The 20337-nt window shown below is 66.8% G+C and carries 18 protein-coding genes and 1 riboswitch; of the genes, 2 read left to right on the forward strand and 16 right to left on the reverse strand.

Going from position 1 to position 20337, the window contains the following annotated elements:
* Positions 1-11: 11 nt before the first annotated feature.
* From AC5Y5O_RS27550 to AC5Y5O_RS27610, 13 genes are all read right to left on the reverse strand, one after another.
* Positions 12-1283 carry an HNH endonuclease gene (locus AC5Y5O_RS27550; protein WP_096287766.1) on the reverse strand — a complete coding sequence of 424 codons (1272 nt, stop codon included), beginning with the start codon at positions 1281-1283 and terminating at the stop codon, positions 12-14.
* Positions 1284-1495: 212 nt separating this feature from the next.
* Positions 1496-4321: an aminomethyl-transferring glycine dehydrogenase gene (gene gcvP, locus AC5Y5O_RS27555; RefSeq protein WP_500028246.1), complete on the reverse strand. Its 2826-nt coding sequence runs from the start codon at positions 4319-4321 to the stop codon at positions 1496-1498.
* A 154-nt stretch (positions 4322-4475) separates the two neighbouring features.
* Positions 4476-4573: riboswitch (glycine riboswitch) on the reverse strand.
* Positions 4574-4657: 84 nt separating this feature from the next.
* Positions 4658-5290 carry a MerR family transcriptional regulator gene (locus AC5Y5O_RS27560; RefSeq protein ID WP_500028248.1) on the reverse strand — a complete coding sequence of 211 codons (633 nt, stop codon included), beginning with the start codon at positions 5288-5290 and terminating at the stop codon, positions 4658-4660.
* Between the two features lie 248 nt (positions 5291-5538).
* Complete coding sequence (locus AC5Y5O_RS27565) at positions 5539-6033, reverse strand: bifunctional nuclease family protein (RefSeq protein ID WP_036469133.1); 495 nt, start codon at positions 6031-6033, stop codon at positions 5539-5541.
* Between the two features lie 117 nt (positions 6034-6150).
* Positions 6151-6897, reverse strand: coding sequence for a transcriptional regulator FtsR (gene ftsR / locus AC5Y5O_RS27570; RefSeq protein ID WP_096287760.1), 747 nt, complete (start codon positions 6895-6897; stop codon positions 6151-6153).
* Positions 6897-7370 carry a glycogen accumulation regulator GarA gene (gene garA / locus AC5Y5O_RS27575; protein WP_423790916.1) on the reverse strand — a complete coding sequence of 158 codons (474 nt, stop codon included), beginning with the start codon at positions 7368-7370 and terminating at the stop codon, positions 6897-6899. Before garA ends, ftsR begins: the two co-directional genes overlap by 1 nt.
* A 211-nt stretch (positions 7371-7581) precedes the next feature.
* Complete coding sequence (gene gcvH / locus AC5Y5O_RS27580; protein ID WP_096287756.1) at positions 7582-7980, reverse strand: glycine cleavage system protein GcvH; 399 nt, start codon at positions 7978-7980, stop codon at positions 7582-7584.
* 24 nt (positions 7981-8004) lie between these two features.
* Positions 8005-8856 (reverse strand): DUF881 domain-containing protein, encoded by an 852-nt coding sequence (locus AC5Y5O_RS27585; protein ID WP_096287754.1) that lies wholly within the window; start codon positions 8854-8856, stop codon positions 8005-8007.
* A 5-nt stretch (positions 8857-8861) separates the two neighbouring features.
* Positions 8862-9194 (reverse strand): small basic family protein, encoded by a 333-nt coding sequence (locus tag AC5Y5O_RS27590; protein ID WP_096287752.1) that lies wholly within the window; start codon positions 9192-9194, stop codon positions 8862-8864.
* A gap of 16 nt (positions 9195-9210) precedes the next feature.
* On the reverse strand, positions 9211-10125 hold the full coding sequence (locus AC5Y5O_RS27595) for a DUF881 domain-containing protein (RefSeq protein WP_096287750.1): 915 nt from the start codon (positions 10123-10125) through the stop codon (positions 9211-9213).
* Positions 10118-10738, reverse strand: a complete 621-nt coding sequence (locus AC5Y5O_RS27600) for a CDP-alcohol phosphatidyltransferase family protein (RefSeq protein ID WP_500028253.1) — start codon at positions 10736-10738, stop codon at positions 10118-10120. Before AC5Y5O_RS27600 ends, AC5Y5O_RS27595 begins: the two co-directional genes overlap by 8 nt.
* A 63-nt stretch (positions 10739-10801) precedes the next feature.
* Complete coding sequence (gene secA2, locus AC5Y5O_RS27605; protein ID WP_500028255.1) at positions 10802-13126, reverse strand: accessory Sec system translocase SecA2; 2325 nt, start codon at positions 13124-13126, stop codon at positions 10802-10804.
* Positions 13127-13161: 35 nt separating this feature from the next.
* On the reverse strand, positions 13162-14802 hold the full coding sequence (locus AC5Y5O_RS27610) for an acetolactate synthase (protein WP_500028257.1): 1641 nt from the start codon (positions 14800-14802) through the stop codon (positions 13162-13164).
* A gap of 94 nt (positions 14803-14896) precedes the next feature.
* Here AC5Y5O_RS27610 and bacA point away from each other — a divergent pair, with 94 nt between their 5' ends.
* Positions 14897-16816, forward strand: a complete 1920-nt coding sequence (gene bacA / locus AC5Y5O_RS27615; protein WP_500028259.1) for a vitamin B12 ABC transporter pemease/ATP-binding protein BacA — start codon at positions 14897-14899, stop codon at positions 16814-16816.
* A gap of 111 nt (positions 16817-16927) precedes the next feature.
* Here the strand turns inward: bacA and AC5Y5O_RS27620 are convergent, their stop codons facing one another.
* The 3 genes from AC5Y5O_RS27620 to AC5Y5O_RS27630 all read right to left on the reverse strand — a co-directional run bounded on the left by AC5Y5O_RS27620 (position 16928) and on the right by AC5Y5O_RS27630 (position 19775).
* Positions 16928-18418, reverse strand: a complete 1491-nt coding sequence (locus AC5Y5O_RS27620) for an FAD-binding protein (RefSeq protein ID WP_500028261.1) — start codon at positions 18416-18418, stop codon at positions 16928-16930.
* Positions 18419-18467: 49 nt separating this feature from the next.
* On the reverse strand, positions 18468-18968 hold the full coding sequence (locus AC5Y5O_RS27625; RefSeq protein ID WP_370497595.1) for a VOC family protein: 501 nt from the start codon (positions 18966-18968) through the stop codon (positions 18468-18470).
* A 123-nt stretch (positions 18969-19091) separates the two neighbouring features.
* Positions 19092-19775 carry a TetR/AcrR family transcriptional regulator gene (locus tag AC5Y5O_RS27630; RefSeq protein ID WP_500028264.1) on the reverse strand — a complete coding sequence of 228 codons (684 nt, stop codon included), beginning with the start codon at positions 19773-19775 and terminating at the stop codon, positions 19092-19094.
* Positions 19776-19892: 117 nt separating this feature from the next.
* Here AC5Y5O_RS27630 and AC5Y5O_RS27635 point away from each other — a divergent pair, with 117 nt between their 5' ends.
* The gene (locus AC5Y5O_RS27635; RefSeq protein ID WP_500028266.1) at positions 19893-20336 is read left to right on the forward strand and encodes a nitroreductase/quinone reductase family protein; all 444 of its coding nucleotides are present in this window, start codon (positions 19893-19895) and stop codon (positions 20334-20336) included.
* Position 20337 lies beyond the last annotated feature (1 nt).

The following is a 20337-nucleotide window of genomic DNA, read 5'->3' on the forward strand; positions in this document are numbered from 1 at the left end:
CTGTGTTGAACCTAGGCGGCATGCCTAGCCAGTGCGATACCGACGCGCACTTCGATGGCGCTGAGGGTGATCGTGGGTGCCCGCGGTGGGGCCGCTGACCGGTAGGTCTGTCCCGTTGGTGTGGTGAATTCGGCCGTGTGGGTGTGGGTCTCGTCGATACCGGTGGTGACCCGCCAGCCGCCGGCTTCCTTGGCGTAGTTGCACCGCTCGCACGAGCCGAGACCGTTGGCCGCGGTGGTCGCTCCGCTCGCGGCCCATGGTTGCGCATGGTCGCGATGCCGGATCGGCGCATCGCAATAGGGCGTGCGACAACGTTGATCGCGCAACTCGATGAAGCTGGCCAGACCGCGCGGGAAGAGCCGCGCCCGCGACTCCATCGCGACCAGCGCGCCGGAGCGAGGATGAGCGTAGAGCCTCCGCAGCGTCGCCCGGGACCGCCCGTCGGCGACGGCGTCAGAGACCAGTGCGCGGGCGACCGCGGCCGGAATGGGGCCGTAGCCGCCGACGTCGGCCGGTGTGGTGCCATCGCCGAGCAGCGTTTCGTCCGAGAGGACGAGGTTGACCGCTATCGGCATCGGAACCGCCGCGTCACGCCCGGTGACCCGTCCGACGAGGGTGTCGGCCATCACTTGTCCCCGCGAGCGTCCGTCCACGCGCATGTCAGCTTCGCGGCGCAGCGCCGCATACACCGAAACCCCTTGGGCCACCGGCAATAACGCGGTCAGATAGGTCATCGTGTCGGGGGCCGGCCGGATGGTGACGGTGCGTTCGTTCTCGGCCCTGGCGGCTCGTTCGACCACGGCGTGGGGGTCCAGTCGATAGGCGATCGCCTTGGCGGCGGCGGCCACTCGCGCATCGCCCATTCCGTCCAGGCCGGCCACGTCCGCGCACAGTTCGGCATCCAGGGTGCGACGGTCTTCGACGTCCAGGCACGCGCTCTCGCGCACGATCAGGGTGGCCCGCCACTCCGAGAGCGCGCCGCCTTCGAGCGCCGCGAGAGTATGAGGCATCTCGTGCACGAGGGCTTTGGCGAGGCCAAGATGTCGGCTGCCCCGGGCCGGCGAGTCCCGTCGCGCGAGTGCGATCTCGCTGGCCACCCCGCGCCCACGCTGCGCCGCGGGCATTCCGAGGGCCGCTTCGGTTGCCCGGCGCGCCGCGTCGAGGGCGGCCGCAGCCCGGGCCTGGGCCGCCGCGGCGGCGGATTTAATTCTTTCCAGCTCCGCGATGCGCTCGATCAGCGCCGATTGGTCGGCCAACGGATCGATGGCAAGTCTATCGAACATGCGTTCGAGTATAGGACGACCCACCGACACAGCCGCGGACTAGGTGACATCACAACTAGGCGCCGCGTTGCTGCCGAGGCCGGCCGAACGGGCTGGACAACTCGTACTTGAGCGCTGCCCGTTCGCGCGACAAGCGCACGCAACCGTCCACGAGCTCCATCAGCTCCGGAAACGTCGCGCCGCGGCTCAGGCCCGCTTGCAGGTAGGGTGCTTTACTCGTACGTCTCGATCGGTGGGCAGGAGCACATGAGGTTGCGGTCCCCGTAGGCGCCGTCGATGCGGCGCACCGGCGGCCAGACCTTCGGCCGGAAGCCCTTGCCCAGCGGGTAGGCGGCCTCCTCGCGCGTGTACGGGTGATCCCAGTCGGAGACCAGCAGGCACTCGGCGGTGTGCGGCGCGCCCCGCAGCGGATTGTCGTCGGCGGACCACTCCCCCGAGCCGACGCGATCGATCTCACCGCGGATGGCGATCATGGCGTCGCAGAATGCGTCGATCTCGTTGAGGTCCTCGCTCTCGGTGGGTTCCACCATCAGCGTGCCGGAGACCGGGAAGCTCATGGTCGGCGCGTGAAAACCATAGTCCGCCAACCGCTTTGCCACGTCGTCGACGGTCACGCCGGTGGCCTTGGTGATGCCGCGCAGATCCAGGATGCATTCGTGGGCGACCATGCCGTTCTCGCCGGTGTAGAGCACCGGGAAGTACTCGTCGAGCCGGCGGGCGATGTAGTTGGCCGAGGCGATCGCGGTCAGCGATGCCGCCCGCAGTCCGTCGGCGCCCATCATCCGGATGTAGGCCCAGCTGATCGGCAGGATCGAGGCCGATCCGTACGGCGCTGACGACACTGAGTGCCCCGCGGGCAGTTCGGGTGCGTGCGGATGGCCCGGCAGGAACGGGGCCAGATGCGCACGCGCGGCGACCGGACCCACACCGGGGCCACCGCCACCGTGCGGGATGCAGAACGTCTTGTGCAGGTTCAGGTGGCTCACGTCGCCGCCGAACTTGCCCGGCCGGGCCAGGCCGACCAGCGCGTTGAGGTTGGCCCCGTCGACGTACACCTGGCCGCCGGCGTCGTGCACCGCCGCGCAGATCTCGGCGATGTCATGCTCGTACACCCCGTGCGTGGACGGGTAGGTGATCATCAGCGCTGCGAGCCGGTCGGCATGTTCGCCGACCTTGGCGCGCAGATCGTCGAGGTTCACGTCACCGTTGTCGTGGCAACCCACCACGACCACCCGCATGCCGGCCAGGGCGGCCGACGCCGCGTTGGTGCCGTGCGCGCTGGACGGAATCAGGCATACGTCGCGGTGCGGTTCGCCGCGGCTGGCGTGATAGTCGTGGATCGCCAACAGGCCGGCGTACTCGCCCTGCGACCCGGCGTTCGGCTGCAGCGAGACCGCGTCGTAGCCGGTGATGTGCACCAGCCAGGTCTCCAGGTCGCTGATCAGCCGGCGGATGCCCGGGGTGTCGGCCGCCGGAGCGAACGGGTGTAGCCGGGAAAATTCCGGCCAGGTGATCGACTCCATCTCGGCGGCGGCATTGAGCTTCATCGTGCACGAGCCGAGCGGAATCATGCTGCGGTCCAAGGCGATGTCCTTGTCCGCCAGGCTGCGCAGGTAGCGCATCATCGCCGTCTCGGTGTGGTACTGCGTGAAAGCGGGATGGGTGAGGAATTCCGATGTGCGGGTGGCGATGTCGGCCCCGGATGGTTCGGCGGGTGCCACCCCGAACGCGTCCAGGACCGTCGCCACGTGGGCGTCGGTGGTGGCCTCGTCGCAGGACACCGACACATGGTCGGCGTCGACGCGCCAGAGATTGACGCCCCTGGCCTTGGCCTTGGCCAGCACTTCGTCCGCGCGTCCCGGCACGCGGGCCAGCACCGTGTCGAAGTACCTCTCGTGCACCAGCGCCTCACCGAGCGCGGCAGCGACGGATTGGGCGCGGCCGTGGACTCGGCGGGCAATGGCGGTCAGGCCGTCGGCGCCGTGGTAGCTGGCGTACATCGCGGCCATCACGGCCAGCAGCACCTGCGCGGTACAGATGTTGCTGGTCGCCTTATCGCGGCGGATGTGTTGTTCGCGGGTCTGCAACGCCAGGCGGTAGGCCGGTGAACCGTCGCTGTCGACCGAGACGCCGACCAGTCGGCCCGGCAGCTGACGCGCGTGTGCGGTGTGCACCGCCAGATACCCGGCGTGCGGGCCGCCGAATCCCATTGGCACACCGAATCTCTGGGTGCTACCAAACGTGACGTCCGCACCGATCTCGCCCGGCGGGGTGATCAATGTACACGCCAGCAGGTCGGCGCCGATCGCGACCAGCGCGCCCCGCTCGTGCGCGTCGGCGACCAGCGCGGACCAATCAGTGATCCGGCCGCTGGCGCCGGGCAGTTGGGTGATGACACCGAAGAAGTCACCGGCCGGCAGGCCGTCACGCAGGTCAGCGGAGACGATCTCGATCCCCAAAGGTTCAGCGCGAGTGGTCAGCACGGCCGCGGTCTGCGCGAAGACGTCGGCGTCGACGGCCAGCCGGCTGGTCTTGGCACGCGATGCCCGGTGCATCAGGGTCATGGCCTCGGCGGCCGCGGTCCCTTCGTCGAGCATCGAGGCGTTGGCGATCTCGAGCCCGGTCAGATCGGCGACCATGGTCTGGAAGTTCAGCAACGCTTCCAGCCGGCCCTGGCTGATCTCGGGCTGGTACGGCGTGTAGGCCGTGTACCAGGCGGGATTCTCCATGATGTTGCGCAGCAACACCGGCGGGGTGAGCGTGTCGTAATAGCCCTGCCCGATCATCGACACCGCGACCGTATTGGTGTCGGCCAGCGCCCGTAATTCGGCCAGCGCCTCGGCCTCGCCGGCGGCAGGCGGCAGTGCGCTCAGACCCGGTGCGAGGCCGCTGTCGGAGAGTTTGTCGAGGATGCCGGCCGGTACGGCCTTGGCCGCCAGCTCGTCGAGCGAGCCGACCCCGATCACGTCGAGCATGGCCTCGATGGCCTGGCTATCCGGTCCGATATGACGGTCGGCGAAACTGGATTGGTCGAGCACGGGTACTCCTGACGTCGGCAGAGGGACTATCGGCCCTCTCCCTCTGTCCTTACCCAGTCACGGGCGCCTGAGAGATTCGGCGCGTAGTCCCCCCAAGCGCCTTTCCCCATCGGCGGGTGCCGCTCGAGGCGGCACCGCTTTCCAGAGGCATCGTCACCTTGACGCGGTCCGGGTGCCTGAGAGGTTGACGGAGAGGTGTTGCTCCTTCGGCGTCCATGGCTGGCTGCCACAGAACTCTCCCGCGCGGGCGTGATGCAACGTCCAGTTTACCCGTGAGTGACGCCCGGTACATGAAATACCCCAACAATGCGTGTCGGGATAACGAACAGTGAGTTGCTATCCGATTTTGCGGTCGCGGTGCTTGCGCCGCGACGCCAGCTCGTCTTCGGGTGCGGCGATCGACTCGCCGCCGTCGGCGCGCTCACCCGGGAAGTCGGCAATCACGCCGGTCAGCTCGCGCATGGCGCCCGAGACGGCGATGCCGAACACGCCCTGGCCGCCTTGCAGCAGGTCGACGACCTCTTCGGCGGAGGTGCACTCGTAAACGGTGGTGCCGTCGGAGAACAGGGTGATGTTGGCCAGATCCTCGACGCCACGCTGACGCAGATGGTCGACGGCGACGCGGATGTTGTGCAGCGAAATGCCGGTGTCCAGCAGCCGCTTGACGATCTTGAGGACCAGAATGTCTTTGAAGGAGTACAGCCGCTGGCTGCCGGAACCGGCCGCGCTGCGAATCGACGGCACCACCAACGACGTGCGTGCCCAGTAGTCCAGCTGCCGGTAGGTGATTCCGGCGATCTGGCAGGCGCTCGGCCCGCGGTAACCGACGAGCTCGTCGGGCACCGAATCGTCAGGAAACAGGCCGGGCTGCACGGGGCCGACGGCCACGGTGACGCTCGGTTCACCATTGGCAGCGGCATCCGTTTGGTCAGCAAGGTCCAGCTGTTCTTGACGTGGCTGGTCGCTCACAGTGAATCCTCTCGCCGATCGCGCTCTAGTCACTAGCTGCGTCCACTGGCTGCCTTTACAGCCGCGTTGGCCAAGGCCCGAGTGTTAGAGAGCTTACGCTGTCCAATCGCTGCCGTGCCTTAACTTGTCCTCAAAGTATGGCGGCCGTAACGGCAAGGGGCGTGCTATCCATCAGGCGTGTCGACATCACAGTGTCAGATGAGACGGATCCGTGATGTCGGTACCCACCTTAACGCGGGATTTCCCGGCTAGGTGGCCTTGAAATCGTCGGGCGACACGCTGTCCAGAAATTCCTTGAATTTCTCCACCTCGTCTTCGCGAACGGCGGTGTTGGATTCCTCGTCGCTCTCGTCCGGGATCAGCAGACCCGCCTGGGCGAGAACGGCCTCCTCCACGTAGATCGGGACACCGACGCGAAGCGCTATTGCCACCGAGTCCGACGGGCGCGCCGACACCGTGATGTTGCGGTCGAAGACGAGGTCGGCGTAGAAGGTGCCTTCCTGCAGATCGACGATCCGGACCTCTTTGAGTGAATGGCCAAGTGCTGCAATGAGATCGCGAATCAGGTCATGCGTGAGCGGGCGGGGTGGCTCGACGCCTTGTTGTTCGAGCGCAATGGCGGCCGCTTCGGACTGGCCGATCCAAATCGGCAGGTAGCGGTCTCCGTTGGCCTCGCGCAACAACAGCACCGGCTGGTTCTGCGGCTGCTCGACGCGAATGCCGACAACACGAACTTCACCCATTTGTGTCTGCCCTCCGCACATGCCGCCGTGTCCGACTTTCGCCCGGCGTGACGACCCGGTGGGGCACCATTCCTCTCCGTGTCGTCGAACGCCAAGCTGTTGAGGGAAGTCTAGTCCTCAGCGTCGCAGAACGTCGCGAACGGCGGACTTGATCAGCGACGTGTGCAAAGTAATTGCGAGCGCGGCAACCTCACGCGCCAGATCGTCGGCGCGATCACGGGCGCCGGCCTTGTCGGCTTTGATGAGCGGCCCCGCGATCTGGGCGATTAGATCGGACTGCCGGTCGGCCGCCGAGCGGAACGCACGCAAATGCCGCGGCTCGACGCCGTAGTCGGACAGCGCCCGGGCGCACTGCAAGATCACGACGGTGTGTTCGTCGAAGAATCCGCCCGGACCGGTGGTGACGACGCCCGCTTTGAGCAGCGCGGTGAGCAGGTCTTCGTCCACGCCCGCGCGTTCGAGGAGGTCTTCTCGACTCAACCGGACGCGAGTGGGTGCCACCGCGGCCGCGTCGGATCCCGTTTCGGGGGCGGCGTCGCCGTCGCTCACCGAAACCAATCGCGGTACGCCATAAGGCGATCCGAACGGCGGCAGCTCGCCGTCGGGCTGGGCGTCGAGCTGAGCCCGGATCACCTTCAGCGGCAGGTAGTGGTCGCGCTGTGCGGTGAGAATGAAGCGCAGTCGCGCGCAGTCGTAAGCGGTGAATCTGCGGTATCCCGACGCGGCGCGTTGCGGCGTCACCAGTCCTTCGGCTTCCAAGAACCGAATCTTGGAAATCGTGACATCGGGGAAATCCGGCCTCAACAGGTCCAAGACCGCCCCAATCGACATCCCGGCAAGAGCCGAGCTATCGGGTGCGCTCACTAGCCTCCGGATCCTCCGTCGTCGTCACCTTTGGGCCCCGTCAGGAACACCAAGCGGAACTTGCCGATCTGTACTTCGTCGCCGTTCGCCAGCACCGCCGAGTCCACCGGCTCGCGATTGACGTATGTGCCGTTGAGGCTACCCACATCGACCACGTGGAATTCGTTGTTTTCCAACCTGAATTCGGCGTGGCGGCGGCTCACCGTCACGTCGTCGAGGAATATGTCGCTGTCGGGGTGCCGTCCGGCCGAGGTGATGGCCTGGTCGAGCAGGAAGCGCGATCCGGCGTTGGGCCCCCGTTTGACGACGAGCAACGCCGAGCCCGCGGGCAGCCCTTCAACCCCGGAGACCGTGCTCTCGGCGCCCGACTGGGCGGGCGCGTCCAGTTCGTTCAGGAAGTCGGCGCGGAAGACCGAAGTCGTCTCCACAGTGACTTCGTCCGAAGTCTGGTCTTGTGAACTTCCTGAGTCCATATCCGTCACGCGCTGCTCCTCACTGGCCGCTGTGGCGTCGTCTGACCGGGCCGTTCGGCCGGCTTCCCACTAGGTTTCTGCAACCCTGTATTGCCGATTACTTGCCTTCTAACGCTGATGTGTTGACCGTACCGCGCGGTGGTTCCGAATGCGCTAGCCACCGGCAGGATCGCTAACCGGCCAGCCCCCGTGGCAGGGACACTAGCAACCGTCACTCCGTCAATGTGCCGCGGTAGGCCTCGGCATCGAGCAGCGTTGAAACGGCGGACTCCCACTGCGAGCCGTCGGTGACCTGAATATCCAGCAGCCAGCCGGCACCGTACGGGTCGGAGTTGACCAGCTGCGGGTCGCCTTCCAGATCGCCGTTGACGGCGCTCACCGTGCCGGACACCGGCGCGTACAGGTCTGAGACGGATTTCGTCGATTCCACTTCGCCGAAGGATTCGCCCGCGGTCACTTCGGTGCCGACGTCGGGCAGCTGGACGAAAACAACGTCGCCCAGTGCCGATTGCGCGAAGTCGGTGATCCCGACCCGCACGGTGTCGTCACCGCTCCGGCGAACCCACTCATGTTCGGCGGTGTAGTGCAGATCGGGTGGGATATCGCTCACGGCAGTCCTGTTCTATTCGGCGTCTCACTTGACGGGCTGAGCGTATTGGTGCGGTTTTGGTTGTCGCAAGGTGGTCACGTCGATGCGGTCGCCCTGCTGCACGGACATCTTTCCGCCGACTCGCTTGATGCTGTCCTCGGCACCGCCGGGAATGTTCATCGCCGCCGCCAGCGTGGGCGGATCGCCAATCGCCAGAATCGAATACGGCGGCGACAGCGCCTTGGTGTCGATGGTCAGCGCACCGGGCGTGCCGACCACCCAGGTGTCGACACCGACCCGCACCGACTGATGTCCGCCGTTGACCTCGATCGCCTCGGCTCCGGCGGCGCGCAACTCATTGATCACGTCGAGCATTACTTCCGGAGATATCCCCGGTCCGGGATCATCGATCGTGATGGTGACGCCGGGCCCGGTCGCGCCGACCGCGCCCACCAGGATGGACAGCGCGGCCAACCGGGCCTGCGCGCTTTGGATCGCGGCCTGATCGGTGTTGCCGGACGCCTGCAACGAATTCAGCGTGTTCTGCAGCTCGTTGACCTCGCCGTTCAGCGTGCCCTCGCGCTGCCGCAACGAATCAAGCAGCACCAGCAGATCCGCCGGACGCGCGGTGTCCAGCGAGTCGCCCGACCGGGTCTGGCGGACCTGGGTGACGATCGCGACTCCCAGCAGCAGACAGAGCAGGACCGCCAGCGTTCCGAACATCAGCCGCGATCGCCCGGTCCGCCCGACCGCGCCGATCTCGGGGCGCGGGCTGTGCGCCGGTAATTCGTGACGACCATGCTGTGCGGCATCGTCGGCCCCGGGCCTCGGATCGTCGTGTCGGGTTGGCGCGTCCCGACTTTCGTCGGCCACGCCGTCGGGCGGATCCTGGCTCATTCCCGTTACGCCCCGAACAGCCTGCGCCGCAACGCGGCGGCATTGCCGAAGATCCGGATGCCCAGCACGACGATGATGGCCGTGGACAACTGCGTGCCCACGCCCAACTGATCGCCGACGTAGACGATCAGCGCAGCGACAAAGACGTTGAACACGAACGAAATCACGAAGACTTTGGAGTCGAAGATCCGCTCGAGGTAGGCCCGCAGCCCGCCGAAGACCGCGTCGAGCGCGGCGACCACCGCGATGGGCAGATACGGCTGGACGACCTCGGGCACGGCGGGGTGGAAAACCAGGCCCAACACGATGCCGACCACAAGCGCCGCGATACCGATCATGCGAGGACTTTTCTCACTAGGGCCCAATCTGCTTGGCGAACTTGACTTCCCGGACCGATCCGGCCGGCAGCGAGAGACCGTCGGAGACGTCGACGGTGATGCCGACACCGTAGGAGACCTCCAGCAGCCTGAGGCGCTGCAAACCGGGGCTGTTCTCGAAGACGTCCCGCATCCCGTTCGGCGGCCCGACCGCGAGGATCGTGTACGGGCTGCTGGTGGGGTTGTTGTCGACCAGGATCGCTCCCCCGGCCTGGCGGATCGTCACATTCGGCCCGATACGCACCCCACCGACCGAGATCGCCTCGGCGCCACTGGCCCACAACGAATTGACCACGAGTTGCAGGTCGCGGTCGAGGATGATTTGCCGGCTCCCGTTCACGCGCTGCTTGGACACGTCGGAAAGGTTCGGGCTGGCACCGGGATCGGTCACTTTCACGGTCAGGCCGGGACCGATGATCGCTGTGCTGGCCGCCGCCAGGCTGAGACTGTCCAGCCGGCTCAGCAGGCGCTGGCCCTCGGCGTCGTCGGCCAGCGCGAGCCGTTGCACGTCGTAGACCTTGCGCGACAGCATGCTGCGCTGCTGAGCCAATTTCGTGTCGGATTCTTCCGTCGATCGCACGCTGCGCGCCAGCAGCTGCTGAGCGGTGCGCACACCCGGCTCGACCGAACGGGCTTGCGCGACCGCGGCGGCGAAGACCGTGGCGACGAGCATTGCCGCCAGGGCTTGCCAGAACCAGCGGGTGCGACCACGCTGCGGTGCGCCCGCAGCGGCGCGCCGCTGCGCTGCCGCGGCGTATCCGGGATCCAGATGCTCCGACAGCAGCGCGCGCAACAGCGAGGGCACCGGAATCAGTGTGGGGCGCGCGGCGGCGTGCGCGCTGCGGCCCGCGTTGGGGTCGTAGCCGCCGAGCAGGCGATCCGGTTCAGCCATGCTCACCCGCTTTGCGGGCGGTCGCCGCGTGATGGGTGACCTTGGGCATTCGTCGCATCACCAGGACCATCTGCACCGCGTACAGGACGAATGACCACAGGTAGGCGTACATACCCCAGATCAGAAAGCCCCAACCGCAGGCGCCGATCACCCGGCTCCACAACGTGTCCCAGGTGCCCAGCAGCACGAGCGGGAAGCCGGACATCAAGGCGAATGTCGCGGCCTTGCCGAAGTAGGTCACCGGCAGCGCTGTCAATCCGCGACTGTGCAGCAGCGGCAGCGTCGCCGCCAGCAGTGCGTCACGCACGATCAGGGTGATCACGAACCACCACGGCACAATGCCGCTGATCGCCAGCACGACGGGAACGGTCACCATGTAGAGCCGATCGACCGCCGGGTCCAGCAGCACGCCCAGTCGCGACGACTGATTCAGCGAGCGGGCGATCTTGCCGTCGGCCCAATCGGAGGCGCCGCTGAACATCAGGATCGCCACCGCCCAGCCGTTGGCGTGTGCGACCAACAGCAGGTAGATGAACACCGGGATGAGGACCAGGCGCAGCGCGCTCAACAGGTTGGGCACTGTCAGCACCCGGTCTGGCGGAACCGGCTCCATGAGGCGTGACATTAGCTCGGTGACAATGTGGTCCGCACCGCGGGACGAGCCGCGCGACGCCGTTTAGCGGAATACCCCGGGCAGGCTCAGCGTGGACAGCGTGTCGTCGGACAGCGGGTTGTCGTTGACCATGTAGGTCCACGTCGACGTCGGTCGCGCCAGCTTGGACAGATCCAGGCCGGGCTCCTTCTCGAGGATGTTGGCGGTTTCGAACGTCTGCTGAGCCGCCTCGATCGCGTCGGCGGCCAGCGACGCGAACGCGTCGACCGCCATCCGGTGGAATTCGTCGAGCGGGTTCTGCCGGCCCAGCGCGCGCAGGTGGATGCTCTCGCGGATGTCGGCCAGGAACGCCAGGTGGTCGGCCCAGCCGCGGTCCAGGTGGTAGAGCATGATCTGCCGGCAGATGGTCTCCAGGCGTTCTTCCGAGATCTGCTCGGACAGCTCCTCGTACCGCTTCGGCGCCAGCTCGGCCAACTCTTCGCGCGCGGTTGCGGTGCGCAGCAACGTGTTTCGACGATCCACGATGATGGCCCGCTGCTGGGCGGTCAGTTGGTTGTACCGCCAGGTGTTCGCGTGCACGTCGAGCATGCGGCCCTCCGCGACGCGCTGGGCGTGGTCGAGCAACCCGGCTGCCTTGGGGCTGACGATCCGGCCGTCCTCGTCGGTCTGCTCCGGCAGCTTGTTGCGGTCGAGGTTGGCCGCGACGACGTCGTCCTCCCAGCTGGAGAAGAACACCGACGAACCGGGGTCGCCCTGACGTCCGGCCCGGCCGCGCAGCTGGTTGTCCAGCCGCTCGGTGTGGTGGCGGCCGGTGCCGACCACGTGCAGCCCGCCCAGCTCGGCGACCCGGTCGTGGTCGGCTTCGTCTGATCCGCCGAGGCGGATATCGGTTCCGCGCCCGGCCATTTGGGTGGACACCGTGACGACGCCGTACTTGCCGGCCTCGGCGATCACCTGAGCCTCCTCGGCGTCGTTCTTGGCGTTGAGCACCACCGCCGCCACCCCGCGGCGGACCAGGCGCTCGTGCAGCTCCTCGGACTCGGCCACATCGCGGGTGCCGACCAGCACCGGCTGTCCGGTCTCGTGCACCTGGGCGATGTGCTCGACGATCGCGTCGTTCTTGGCCGCGGCGGTGATGTAGACCCGGTCGGTCTCGTCCTCGCGAATGTTGGGAGTATTCGGCGGGATTGGTGACACACCAAGCTTGTAGAACTGACGCAGCTGCTCCCCGGCGGCCAGCGCGGTCCCGGTCATTCCGCACACCGTCGTGTAGCGGTTGATCAGCGCCTGCACCGTGATGGTGTCGAGCACCTCGCCGGTCTCGGTGGTCTCGATGCCCTCCTTAGCCTCGACGGCGGCCTGCAGGCCGTCCGGCCAGCGCTGCAGTTGCGCGATGCGGCCACGCGAGGCGTTGATCAGGTGCACCGCATCGTCGCGGACGATGTAATGCACGTCGCGCTGCAACAGCACGTGGGCGTGCAGCGCCACGTTCACCTCGGTCAGGGTGGTGGCGACGTGCTCCTCGGAGTAGAGGTCGATGCCGCCGAGCGCCTTTTCGACCTTGCGTGCGCCGACATCGGTGAGGTGTACGTTGCGGCTGTCGGAGTCGGTGTCGTAATCGATCTCCGGGGCGAGCTCGCCGACCAGTTTGATGATCTCGAGCCGCGGCGTTTCCCGGTGCGTGGTGCCGGCCAGCACCAACGGCACCAGCGCCTCGTCGACCAGCACGGAATCGGCCTCATCGATTAGGGCCACATCGGGATTCGGCGACACCAGGTCGTCGACGTCGGTCACCAGCTGATCCCGCAGGACGTCGAAGCCGATCTCGTTGACCGAGGCGTAGGTGACGTCGCAGTCGTAGGCGGCGCGGCGTTCCTCGCTCGTCGACTCCGCGGTGATCCAGCCCACCGTCAGACCCATCGCCTCGAGCAGCGGGCCCATCCATTCCGCGTCCCGGCGGGCCAGGTAGTCGTTGATGGTCACCACATGGACGTGCCGGCCGGCGATCGCGTATCCGGCGGCCGCGATCGCGCCGGCCAGGGTCTTGCCCTCGCCGGTCGCCATCTCGATCACGTCGCCGTCGAGCATGCGCAGCGCACCCAGCAGCTGAACGTCGAAGGGCCGCAAACCCGTTGACCGCTCCGCGGCCTCCCGCGCGATCGCCAGGAACTGCGAGATGTCGTCGGAGTCCGCGAGATCGTCGAGGTTGAGCAACCCGGTCGCCTTGCGCAGTTTCTCGTCGGGGAGGTCGGCTGCCTTCTCGTCGTATTCCGAGGAGTCGCTGACCTGCGAGAGCGAGCGCGAGCGGTTCTTTTCCGTACTGGCGCCGAGTAGCTTCCAGAATCTGCTGCTCAGGCGGCCCGGTTGGGTGCGGATGGTCTTTGGCACAGGTCAACGGTACGCGGTGAGCTGCGCTGACCCCGTCAGGCCAGGTTGCTTCGGCGCGGATAGGCGATGCTCGGGTCGGTGAGCACGTTGACGACCGCGGGCAGGCCGCTGGCAAACGAGCGCTCCAGCGCGGGACGCAGCTCGACGGGCGCCGCGACCAGCTCGCCGTGGCCGCCCAGGGCGCGCACCACCTCGTCGTAGCGGGTGCCCGGACGCAGCTCCGCCACCACGGAGTAGCCGTAGATCGCCTCCATCGGGTGCTTTTCCAGCGCCCAGATTCCGTTGTTGCCGATCACCGATACGACCGGAACCTGATGGCGCACCAGGGTGTCCCACTCCATGCCGCTGAAGCCGAAGGCGCCGTCGCCCTGCAGCAGCACGACCTGACGCTCGGGATGGGCCAGTTTGGCGGCCAGGGCGTAGCCGGGGCCCGAACCCAGGCAGCCGAACGGGCCGCTGTCCAGCCAGCAGCCGGGCAGATAACTGTCGATCATCCGGCCGGCGTAGGAGCCGAAGTCGCCGGCATCGATGACCACGATCGCGTCGCGGTCCAGCATCGGCGCCAATTCGGCGTACACGCGCATCGGGTGCAGCGGGATTCGGTCGTCGCCCAGATCGGCGGTCTCCTGATCACGGGCGGCGGTCTCGGCCGACCGCAGCGACGCGATCCAGTCGTCGTGATCACCTGCGCTCCCGGACAACGCCGAGAGAATGCCCGTCAGGTCGCCGTGCAGGCCCGCCGCGATCGGCCGCGGATGCTCCCGGTCGGGTTCGGCCCGATCCGCGACGACGAGCTGGGTTTCCGGTCCGAACACCTTGCCGAAGCCGAGCCGGAAGTCCATCGGCACCCCGACGACCAGCGCGACGTCCGCCTCGCCCAGCGCATTGGCACGTGCCCGCGAGAACGCCAGCGGGTGATCGGCGGGCACGACGCCGCGGGCCATCCCGTTCATCAGCACCGGGATCCGGCGCTCCTCGGCCAGCCGAAGCAGCGCCGCCTCGGCGTGTCCCCACCACACGTTGGTGCCCGCCATGATCACCGGCCGCCGCGCACCCGCCAGCAGCTGCGCGGCGCGATCCAGCGCGTTGCCATCCGGAGCTTGTGGCGGTGGTGGCACGGTGAGCGCGCCGGGGCGGCCGTCGTCCTCGGCGACGGCGAACACGTGATCCATCGGAAAGTCGACGAATCCGACTCCTGACGGCGCGCCGACGGCGGCCCGCAGCGCCTCGTCGACCAGTCGGCCCGCGTCGGCGGCGGACTGCGCGGTAGCCGCAAAGCGCGCCAGCGGTGCCACAAACGGCAGGTGGTCGATCTCCTGTAGCGAGCCCATGCCCCAGCGCTGCGCCGGTGCCCGTCCGCCGAGCACCACCAGCGGCGACTGGTTTTGCTGCGCGGCCGCCATCGCGCTCATGCCGTTGGTGACGCCGGGGCCCGCGGTCAGCGCGGCCACGCCCGGCACCCTGGTCACCTTCGACCAACCCTCGGCGGCGAACGCCGCGGTCTGTTCGTGGCGGGTGTCGACGAGTCGAATGTCCTCGTCGCGGCAGCCGTCGTACATGGAGAACAGGTGGCCGCCCGACAACGTGAAGACGGTGTCGACACCGCTGGCCCGCAGGCGCCGGGCGATCAACCGGCCGGCATGGACAATCTGGCTGGACGGAGCGTCGATGCTCATGCTGGCAGCCTATCGGCCGGTCTCGGGTACCTTCGCGGGGAAGCATTCGCCACGAGGCTCCTCGAGATGCCTCGATAGCAAGGAGACGTCGAAGTTGGGTCCCACGCTATTCAAGCCATCCATCAACTGGTCGTCGGCACTTGTGGACTCGTTGCAATGGGTCGCCATCGCCTGGGCGATCGGCGCCGTGTGTCTGATCGTCGTGCTGGCAGCGTTCAGGTTCTTCACACCGTGGGGCCGCCAGTTCTGGCGGATCACCCACGGGTATTTCGTCGGCCCGGCCAGTGTCAGGGTGTGGCTGGTACTCGGGGTGCTGCTGCTGTCGGTGCTGCTTGCGGTACGGCTGACGGTGCTGCTCAGTTACCAGGGCAACGACCTGTACACGTCGGTTCAGATCGCGGTCCAGGGCATGGCCGCCGGCGATGACACCGTCAAACAGTCTGGTATTCACGGCTTTTACATGTCGCTGTGGATTTTCAGCATACTGGCCACTCTCTACGTCGTCCGATTCATGCTCGACATCTACATCACTCAGCGGTTCATGATCGCGTGGCGCATCTGGCTGACAGCTCACCTGACCGATGACTGGCTGCACGGCAAGGCCTATTACCGAGATCTGTTCATCGACAACACGATTGACAATCCTGACCAGCGGATCCAGCAGGATATCGACATCTTCACCGCCAACGCCGGTGGCACTCCGAACAATCCGTCCAACGGCACCGGCGGCACCCTGCTGTTCGGGGCCGTCAACGCGGTCGCGTCGGTGATCTCGTTCGCCGCCATCCTGTGGAACCTGTCCGGAGACCTGACCCTTTTCAGTATCACGTTGCCGCGGGCCATGTTCTGGACCGTGCTGGTGTATGTGCTGATCGCAACAATCGTCGCGTTTTGGCTTGGGCGCCCGCTGATTTGGCTCAGCTTCAACAACGAGAAGCTCAACGCCGCGTTCCGGTATGCGCTGGTGCGGCTGCGTGACGCCGCGGAAGCGGTCGGCTTCTACCGCGGCGAGCGGGTGGAGCGGTCACAGTTATGGCGGCGCTTCACCCCGATCATCGACAACTATCGCAAGTTCGTCCGCCGGACCATCATCTTCAACGGCTGGAACTGGTCGGTGTCGCAGGCGATTGTGCCGCTGCCGTGGATCATTCAGGCACCGCGATTGTTCGCCGGCAAGATCAACTTCGGCGACGTGGGACAGACGGCAACGGCTTTCGGCAACATCCACGACTCGCTGTCCTTCTTCCGGAACAACTACGACGCGTTCGCGTCGTTCCGCGCCGCCATCATCCGGTTGCACGGGTTGGTCGACGCCAATGCCCAGGGCCGCGCGCTGCCCGCGGTGCTGGTCAAACCGAGCCAGGACAAAGCGGTCGAGCTGGCCGGAATCGAGGTCCGCACGCCGGCGGGAGATCAGCTGATCGATTCGCTCGACGTCGAGCTGGACACCGGCGACTCGCTGGTGATCACCGGCCGTTCCGGCGCCGGCAAGACCACGCTGCTGCGCAGTCTGGCCGAACTGTGGCCGTACGCCTCGGGAACGTTGTGCCGCCCGGACGGCGACAACGCGACCATGTTCCTCTCGCAGTTGCCATACGTGCCGCTGGGCAGTCTGCGTGGCGTGGTGTGCTACCCGAATCCGCCGGAATCCATCAGCGACGGCGAGCTGCACGAGGTGCTGACGAAGGTGGCCCTGGCCCCGCTGATCCAACGGCTCGACGAAGAGCAGGACTGGGCCAAGGTGCTCTCGCCGGGTGAGCAGCAGCGTGTTGCCTTCGCCCGAATTCTGCTCACCAAGCCGCGCGCCGTCTTCCTCGACGAGGCCACCTCCGCGCTCGATGAGGGGCTGGAATTCGCGCTGTATCAACTACTGCGCAACGAACTTCCGGAGTGCGTCGTGGTCAGCGTCAGCCATCGCCACACCGTCGAGCAGCATCACGAACAAGAGCTGCAACTGCTCGGCGGCGGCCGTTGGCAGCTCGGACCGGTCGGCCAGGAGCCCGCGACGGTGTAGTGCTACGCGTCCACGCCGTGTTGAGCGGCGTGCGTTCCGGCGCGGTGCCGTAACGCGCCTACGCGCCCGCGGCGTGCGCCGCGTGCGTTCCGGCGCGGTGCCGTAACGCGCCTATGCGCCCGCGGCGTGCGCCGCGTGCGTTCCGGCGCGGCGACCGAAGAACGAGCCCTCGCCGAGCTGGGTGCCGCTGGCGTAGCCCTTGCCGTCCTGGGCGATGTTGGACGCACACGCCGCGACCGCGTAGAGGCCGGGCACCGGCGTGCCGTCTTCGCGCAACACCTCACCGTCCACCGACGTGGCCAGCCCGCCCATCGTAAACCCCGAGTACATGGCCCGGCCCAACGAGAGGTCGAAGACAGCCCAGGGCCCATTGTCCTGTGCCGCAAGGTATTCCGGTTGCTTGTGGAAATCCGGGTCCTCCCCCTTGGCCGCGAACTCGTTGTAGCGGTCCAGGGTGGCGGCCAGGTTGCCGCCGGGGATACCCAGCGCGTCCTCCAATTCGGCGATGGTCTCGTAGCCGTCGAGGAATTTGATCAGCGGCATTTCCGGCATCTCGGTGTGCGCCTCGTCGACGATCAGGTAGGCCGTCTGCTCCGGCTGTTCGAGGACGAATGCCGAGGTGCGCGAATGGTAGGAGTCCTCGGTGACGAAGCGCTGGCCGTCCTTGTTGACGATTACGCCGGTCAGCAGAATCGCGGGCGGATACGCCGCCGCGGTGATGAACAAGTCGTCCATGTTCTTGGCGACTCCACCCGCCGAGACGCCCATCCTGATGCCCAGGCCGTCGTCGTTGGGGTTGCCCAGGATGTAGGGCGCCACCATGCCGTGGTGCTTGGTTTTCCGTTCCTGGGCCAGTGCGGGGGTGTACTCGGCGACCATCTCCGGGTTCATCGCAAAACCACCGGCGGCAATGATGACCGACTTTGCTTTGATCGCACCGGTTTCGGTGAAGTGCTTCCAGGCGACGCCGACCACCGCGCCGTTGTCGTCGATAACGAGGTTGGTCGCCCCGGTCTCGTAGCGCACCTGCACCCCCAAGTCGGCGGCGCGTTTGACCAACAGGTCGATGACCATCGCCGCGCCACCCAACTCACCGGGCACCGGGACCGAATGTCCGCGCGGTGCGGGCTTGGCCTGCTCGCAGAAGGGCCACACTTTTTCGTTGCCCGTGTAGCTCAGACCCTCGGTCCCCGGTGGGACGACTACCTTTCCCGGGTAGTAGCTGCGCTCGAACTGGAAGCCCAGATCCTCCAGCCAATTGAAGTGCTCGACGCTGTCGTCGGAGTACACCCGAATCTTCTCGAGATCGGGCTCGCGAGAAACCGCGACGAGGTACTTGTACATCTCCTCGGGAGTGTCGTCCTGGCCGGTGGCCTGCTGGACCGCGGTGCCGCCGCCCAGGTAGAAGTGGCCGCCGGCCATGGAGGAGGTTCCGCCGGCTGTGGCGGCGCGCTCGAGGACCAGCACCCGCGCACCGGCGGCCGCCGCACTCACCGCGGCGCAGCCTCCGCCGATGCCGAAGCCGATCACGAGGACGTCGACGTCGTCGGACCACGACGTCACGGTGTCCGCCTTGACCGTTGCTGGAATCTCGGTGCTCATCGGCGCCACTCCTCCTCATTGCTGCGCGCTGCATCGTCGCCGGCGCGGCTCACCCTTGCTCCTGTTTGATGTAGTCGTAAAACGCCCTCATCTCGGGCGAGATGTACGCGATCTCCACAAACGGCACACCCGCCTGAGGCGCTGCGATGTACGCGAATTGGATGCCGCCGGGCATCACGCCCTGCTGCACCACTTCGGCGCCGTGGTTGGCGGCGTCGGCCAGCGCCGCGTCGAATTGCTCGGGGGTTTCGGCCGCCATGCAGAGGTGGTGCAAACCTGGTCCGGCGTCACGAAGAAATTCACTATAGATGTTCTCCCCGCTGACCGGTTCTATGAGCTCCAGCTGCATGTCGCCGAGGTAGCTCAAGGAGATGTGGGCGACGAAGTCGGCCGGCTTGCCGCGGTAGCTGCAGCTGTCCGGAGCAAAGTGCACGTCTGGTATCCGGACCCATTTCCGGACGCCTAACAGGCCGGTGAGAGCCGTTTCGGTGGCGTCCAGGTTTCGGGTGACCCAGGCGATCTGTATCGGTGATTGAACGGGTAGCGTCATCGTTTGGCAGGATAGCCCAGTCTGTCGGCCCCTTGAAAGGTCCTTAAATTCTTTGCCGCAATCCGGCGATCGGTGTCCGGAACAGCCGGGTGAACACGTTCTAATTCGGGCCGGTGCGGTGGGTCAGTGCTGGGCGAGCATGTCCACCAACAGCTCGAGCTGGGTGTTGAAGACGGCTTCCGGGTCGGTCAGGGTGTCGGTGCCGTATTGTCCGAACACCTCGAGGCTGATGGCGCCCACTACCCCGGCCCAGAACAAGAAGCACTTGGCGATGACGGCGTCGTCGCCGGGAAAGCTGAACTCTTGCCGGATCCGGTCGAAATCCGATGACATCGGTTGCGGGACAGTGGTATTGGTCAGCCGGACGTCCCCGGTGGTGATCCCGGCGGCGATGGCATCGAAGATGGCTCCCACTACGCGGGTGCCGACTCCGACGGTGCGTTCCGCGGGCGCGTGATATCCGGGCACCGGGCTGCCGTAGAGCAGAGCCCACTGGGCGGGATGCTCGACGGCCCAGCGGCGCGCCGCCCGGGCGATCGCGACGAGGTCGTGGCTCCACACTTCGTCGGCGGAGTCGCGGGCTCGATCCACCGTGTTTGCCAGGTCGGAGTAGGCGTCGATCAGGAGCAGGGTGAGCAGTTCGTCTCGGCTGGACACATACCGGTACACCGCCGAGGAGACCATGCCCAGATCGCGGGCGATCGCACGGAGCGACAGCCCGGCCGCGCCGCGATCGACCAGGTGCCGACGGCCCAGCTCGACGATGCGCGCCTCGATCTGTTCCCGCGACTCCTGGCGTTTGCCCACGTCATCAGTGTTACACGAACCGAGAACACCGCTCTTGCATTTCGGCGAGTGTTGTGCCAACGTGATCAAGTGTGAGAGCACTGCTCTCCGTTTCTGGGCCGGCCGAGAGGATCCACCATGTCCACCCGCTACGAGGAACCCAACCGTGTCGCCCGCGCCGGTAACACCGTGATCCGCTGGCTCGCCGAACTCGGGGTCAGCATCGCGGGGACCCGGGCGCTGCGCGTCCGCGGGCGCAAATCGGGAAAGGCCCGCTCGGTGGTGATCAACCTGTTGACCATTGACGGCGTGGCCTATCTGGTTTCGCCGCGGGGCAATACCCAATGGGCGCGCAACGTGCGCGCGGCCGGGGTCGTCGAGGTCGGGCCGCGGTGGCGTCGCAAACGCCTGACGGCCACCGAGGTCGAGGATGCGGCCAAGCCCCCGGTGTTGAGGCGCTACCTGGACCGGTGGTACTGGCAGGTCAAGGGCTACGTTGCGGGCCTGACGCCGGATTCGACGGAGGACGAGTTCCGCGCGGGCGCCCCGTCCATACCGGTGTTCGTGCTCGGGTCGTGGTGAC

This window comes from Mycobacterium sp. NGS40 (genome assembly GCF_059812735.1).

Coding starts and splice junctions, on each gene's coding strand:
- AC5Y5O_RS27625 (WP_370497595.1), bottom strand. CDS start 18,968: ATGACGCTACCCGTTCAATCACCGATACAGATCGCCTGGGTCACCCGA.
- AC5Y5O_RS27590 (WP_096287752.1), bottom strand. CDS start 9,194: ATGATCGGTATCGCGGCGCTTGTGGTCGGCATCGTGTTGGGCCTGGTT.
- AC5Y5O_RS27600 (WP_500028253.1), bottom strand. CDS start 10,738: ATGGAGCCGGTTCCGCCAGACCGGGTGCTGACAGTGCCCAACCTGTTG.
- garA (WP_423790916.1), bottom strand. CDS start 7,370: ATGGACTCAGGAAGTTCACAAGACCAGACTTCGGACGAAGTCACTGTG.
- AC5Y5O_RS27635 (WP_500028266.1), top strand. CDS start 19,893: ATGTCCACCCGCTACGAGGAACCCAACCGTGTCGCCCGCGCCGGTAAC.
- AC5Y5O_RS27585 (WP_096287754.1), bottom strand. CDS start 8,856: ATGAGCCAGGATCCGCCCGACGGCGTGGCCGACGAAAGTCGGGACGCG.
- AC5Y5O_RS27620 (WP_500028261.1), bottom strand. CDS start 18,418: ATGAGCACCGAGATTCCAGCAACGGTCAAGGCGGACACCGTGACGTCG.
- AC5Y5O_RS27610 (WP_500028257.1), bottom strand. CDS start 14,802: ATGAGCATCGACGCTCCGTCCAGCCAGATTGTCCATGCCGGCCGGTTG.
- AC5Y5O_RS27550 (WP_096287766.1), bottom strand. CDS start 1,283: ATGTTCGATAGACTTGCCATCGATCCGTTGGCCGACCAATCGGCGCTG.
- AC5Y5O_RS27595 (WP_096287750.1), bottom strand. CDS start 10,125: ATGGCTGAACCGGATCGCCTGCTCGGCGGCTACGACCCCAACGCGGGC.
- AC5Y5O_RS27565 (WP_036469133.1), bottom strand. CDS start 6,033: ATGGGTGAAGTTCGTGTTGTCGGCATTCGCGTCGAGCAGCCGCAGAAC.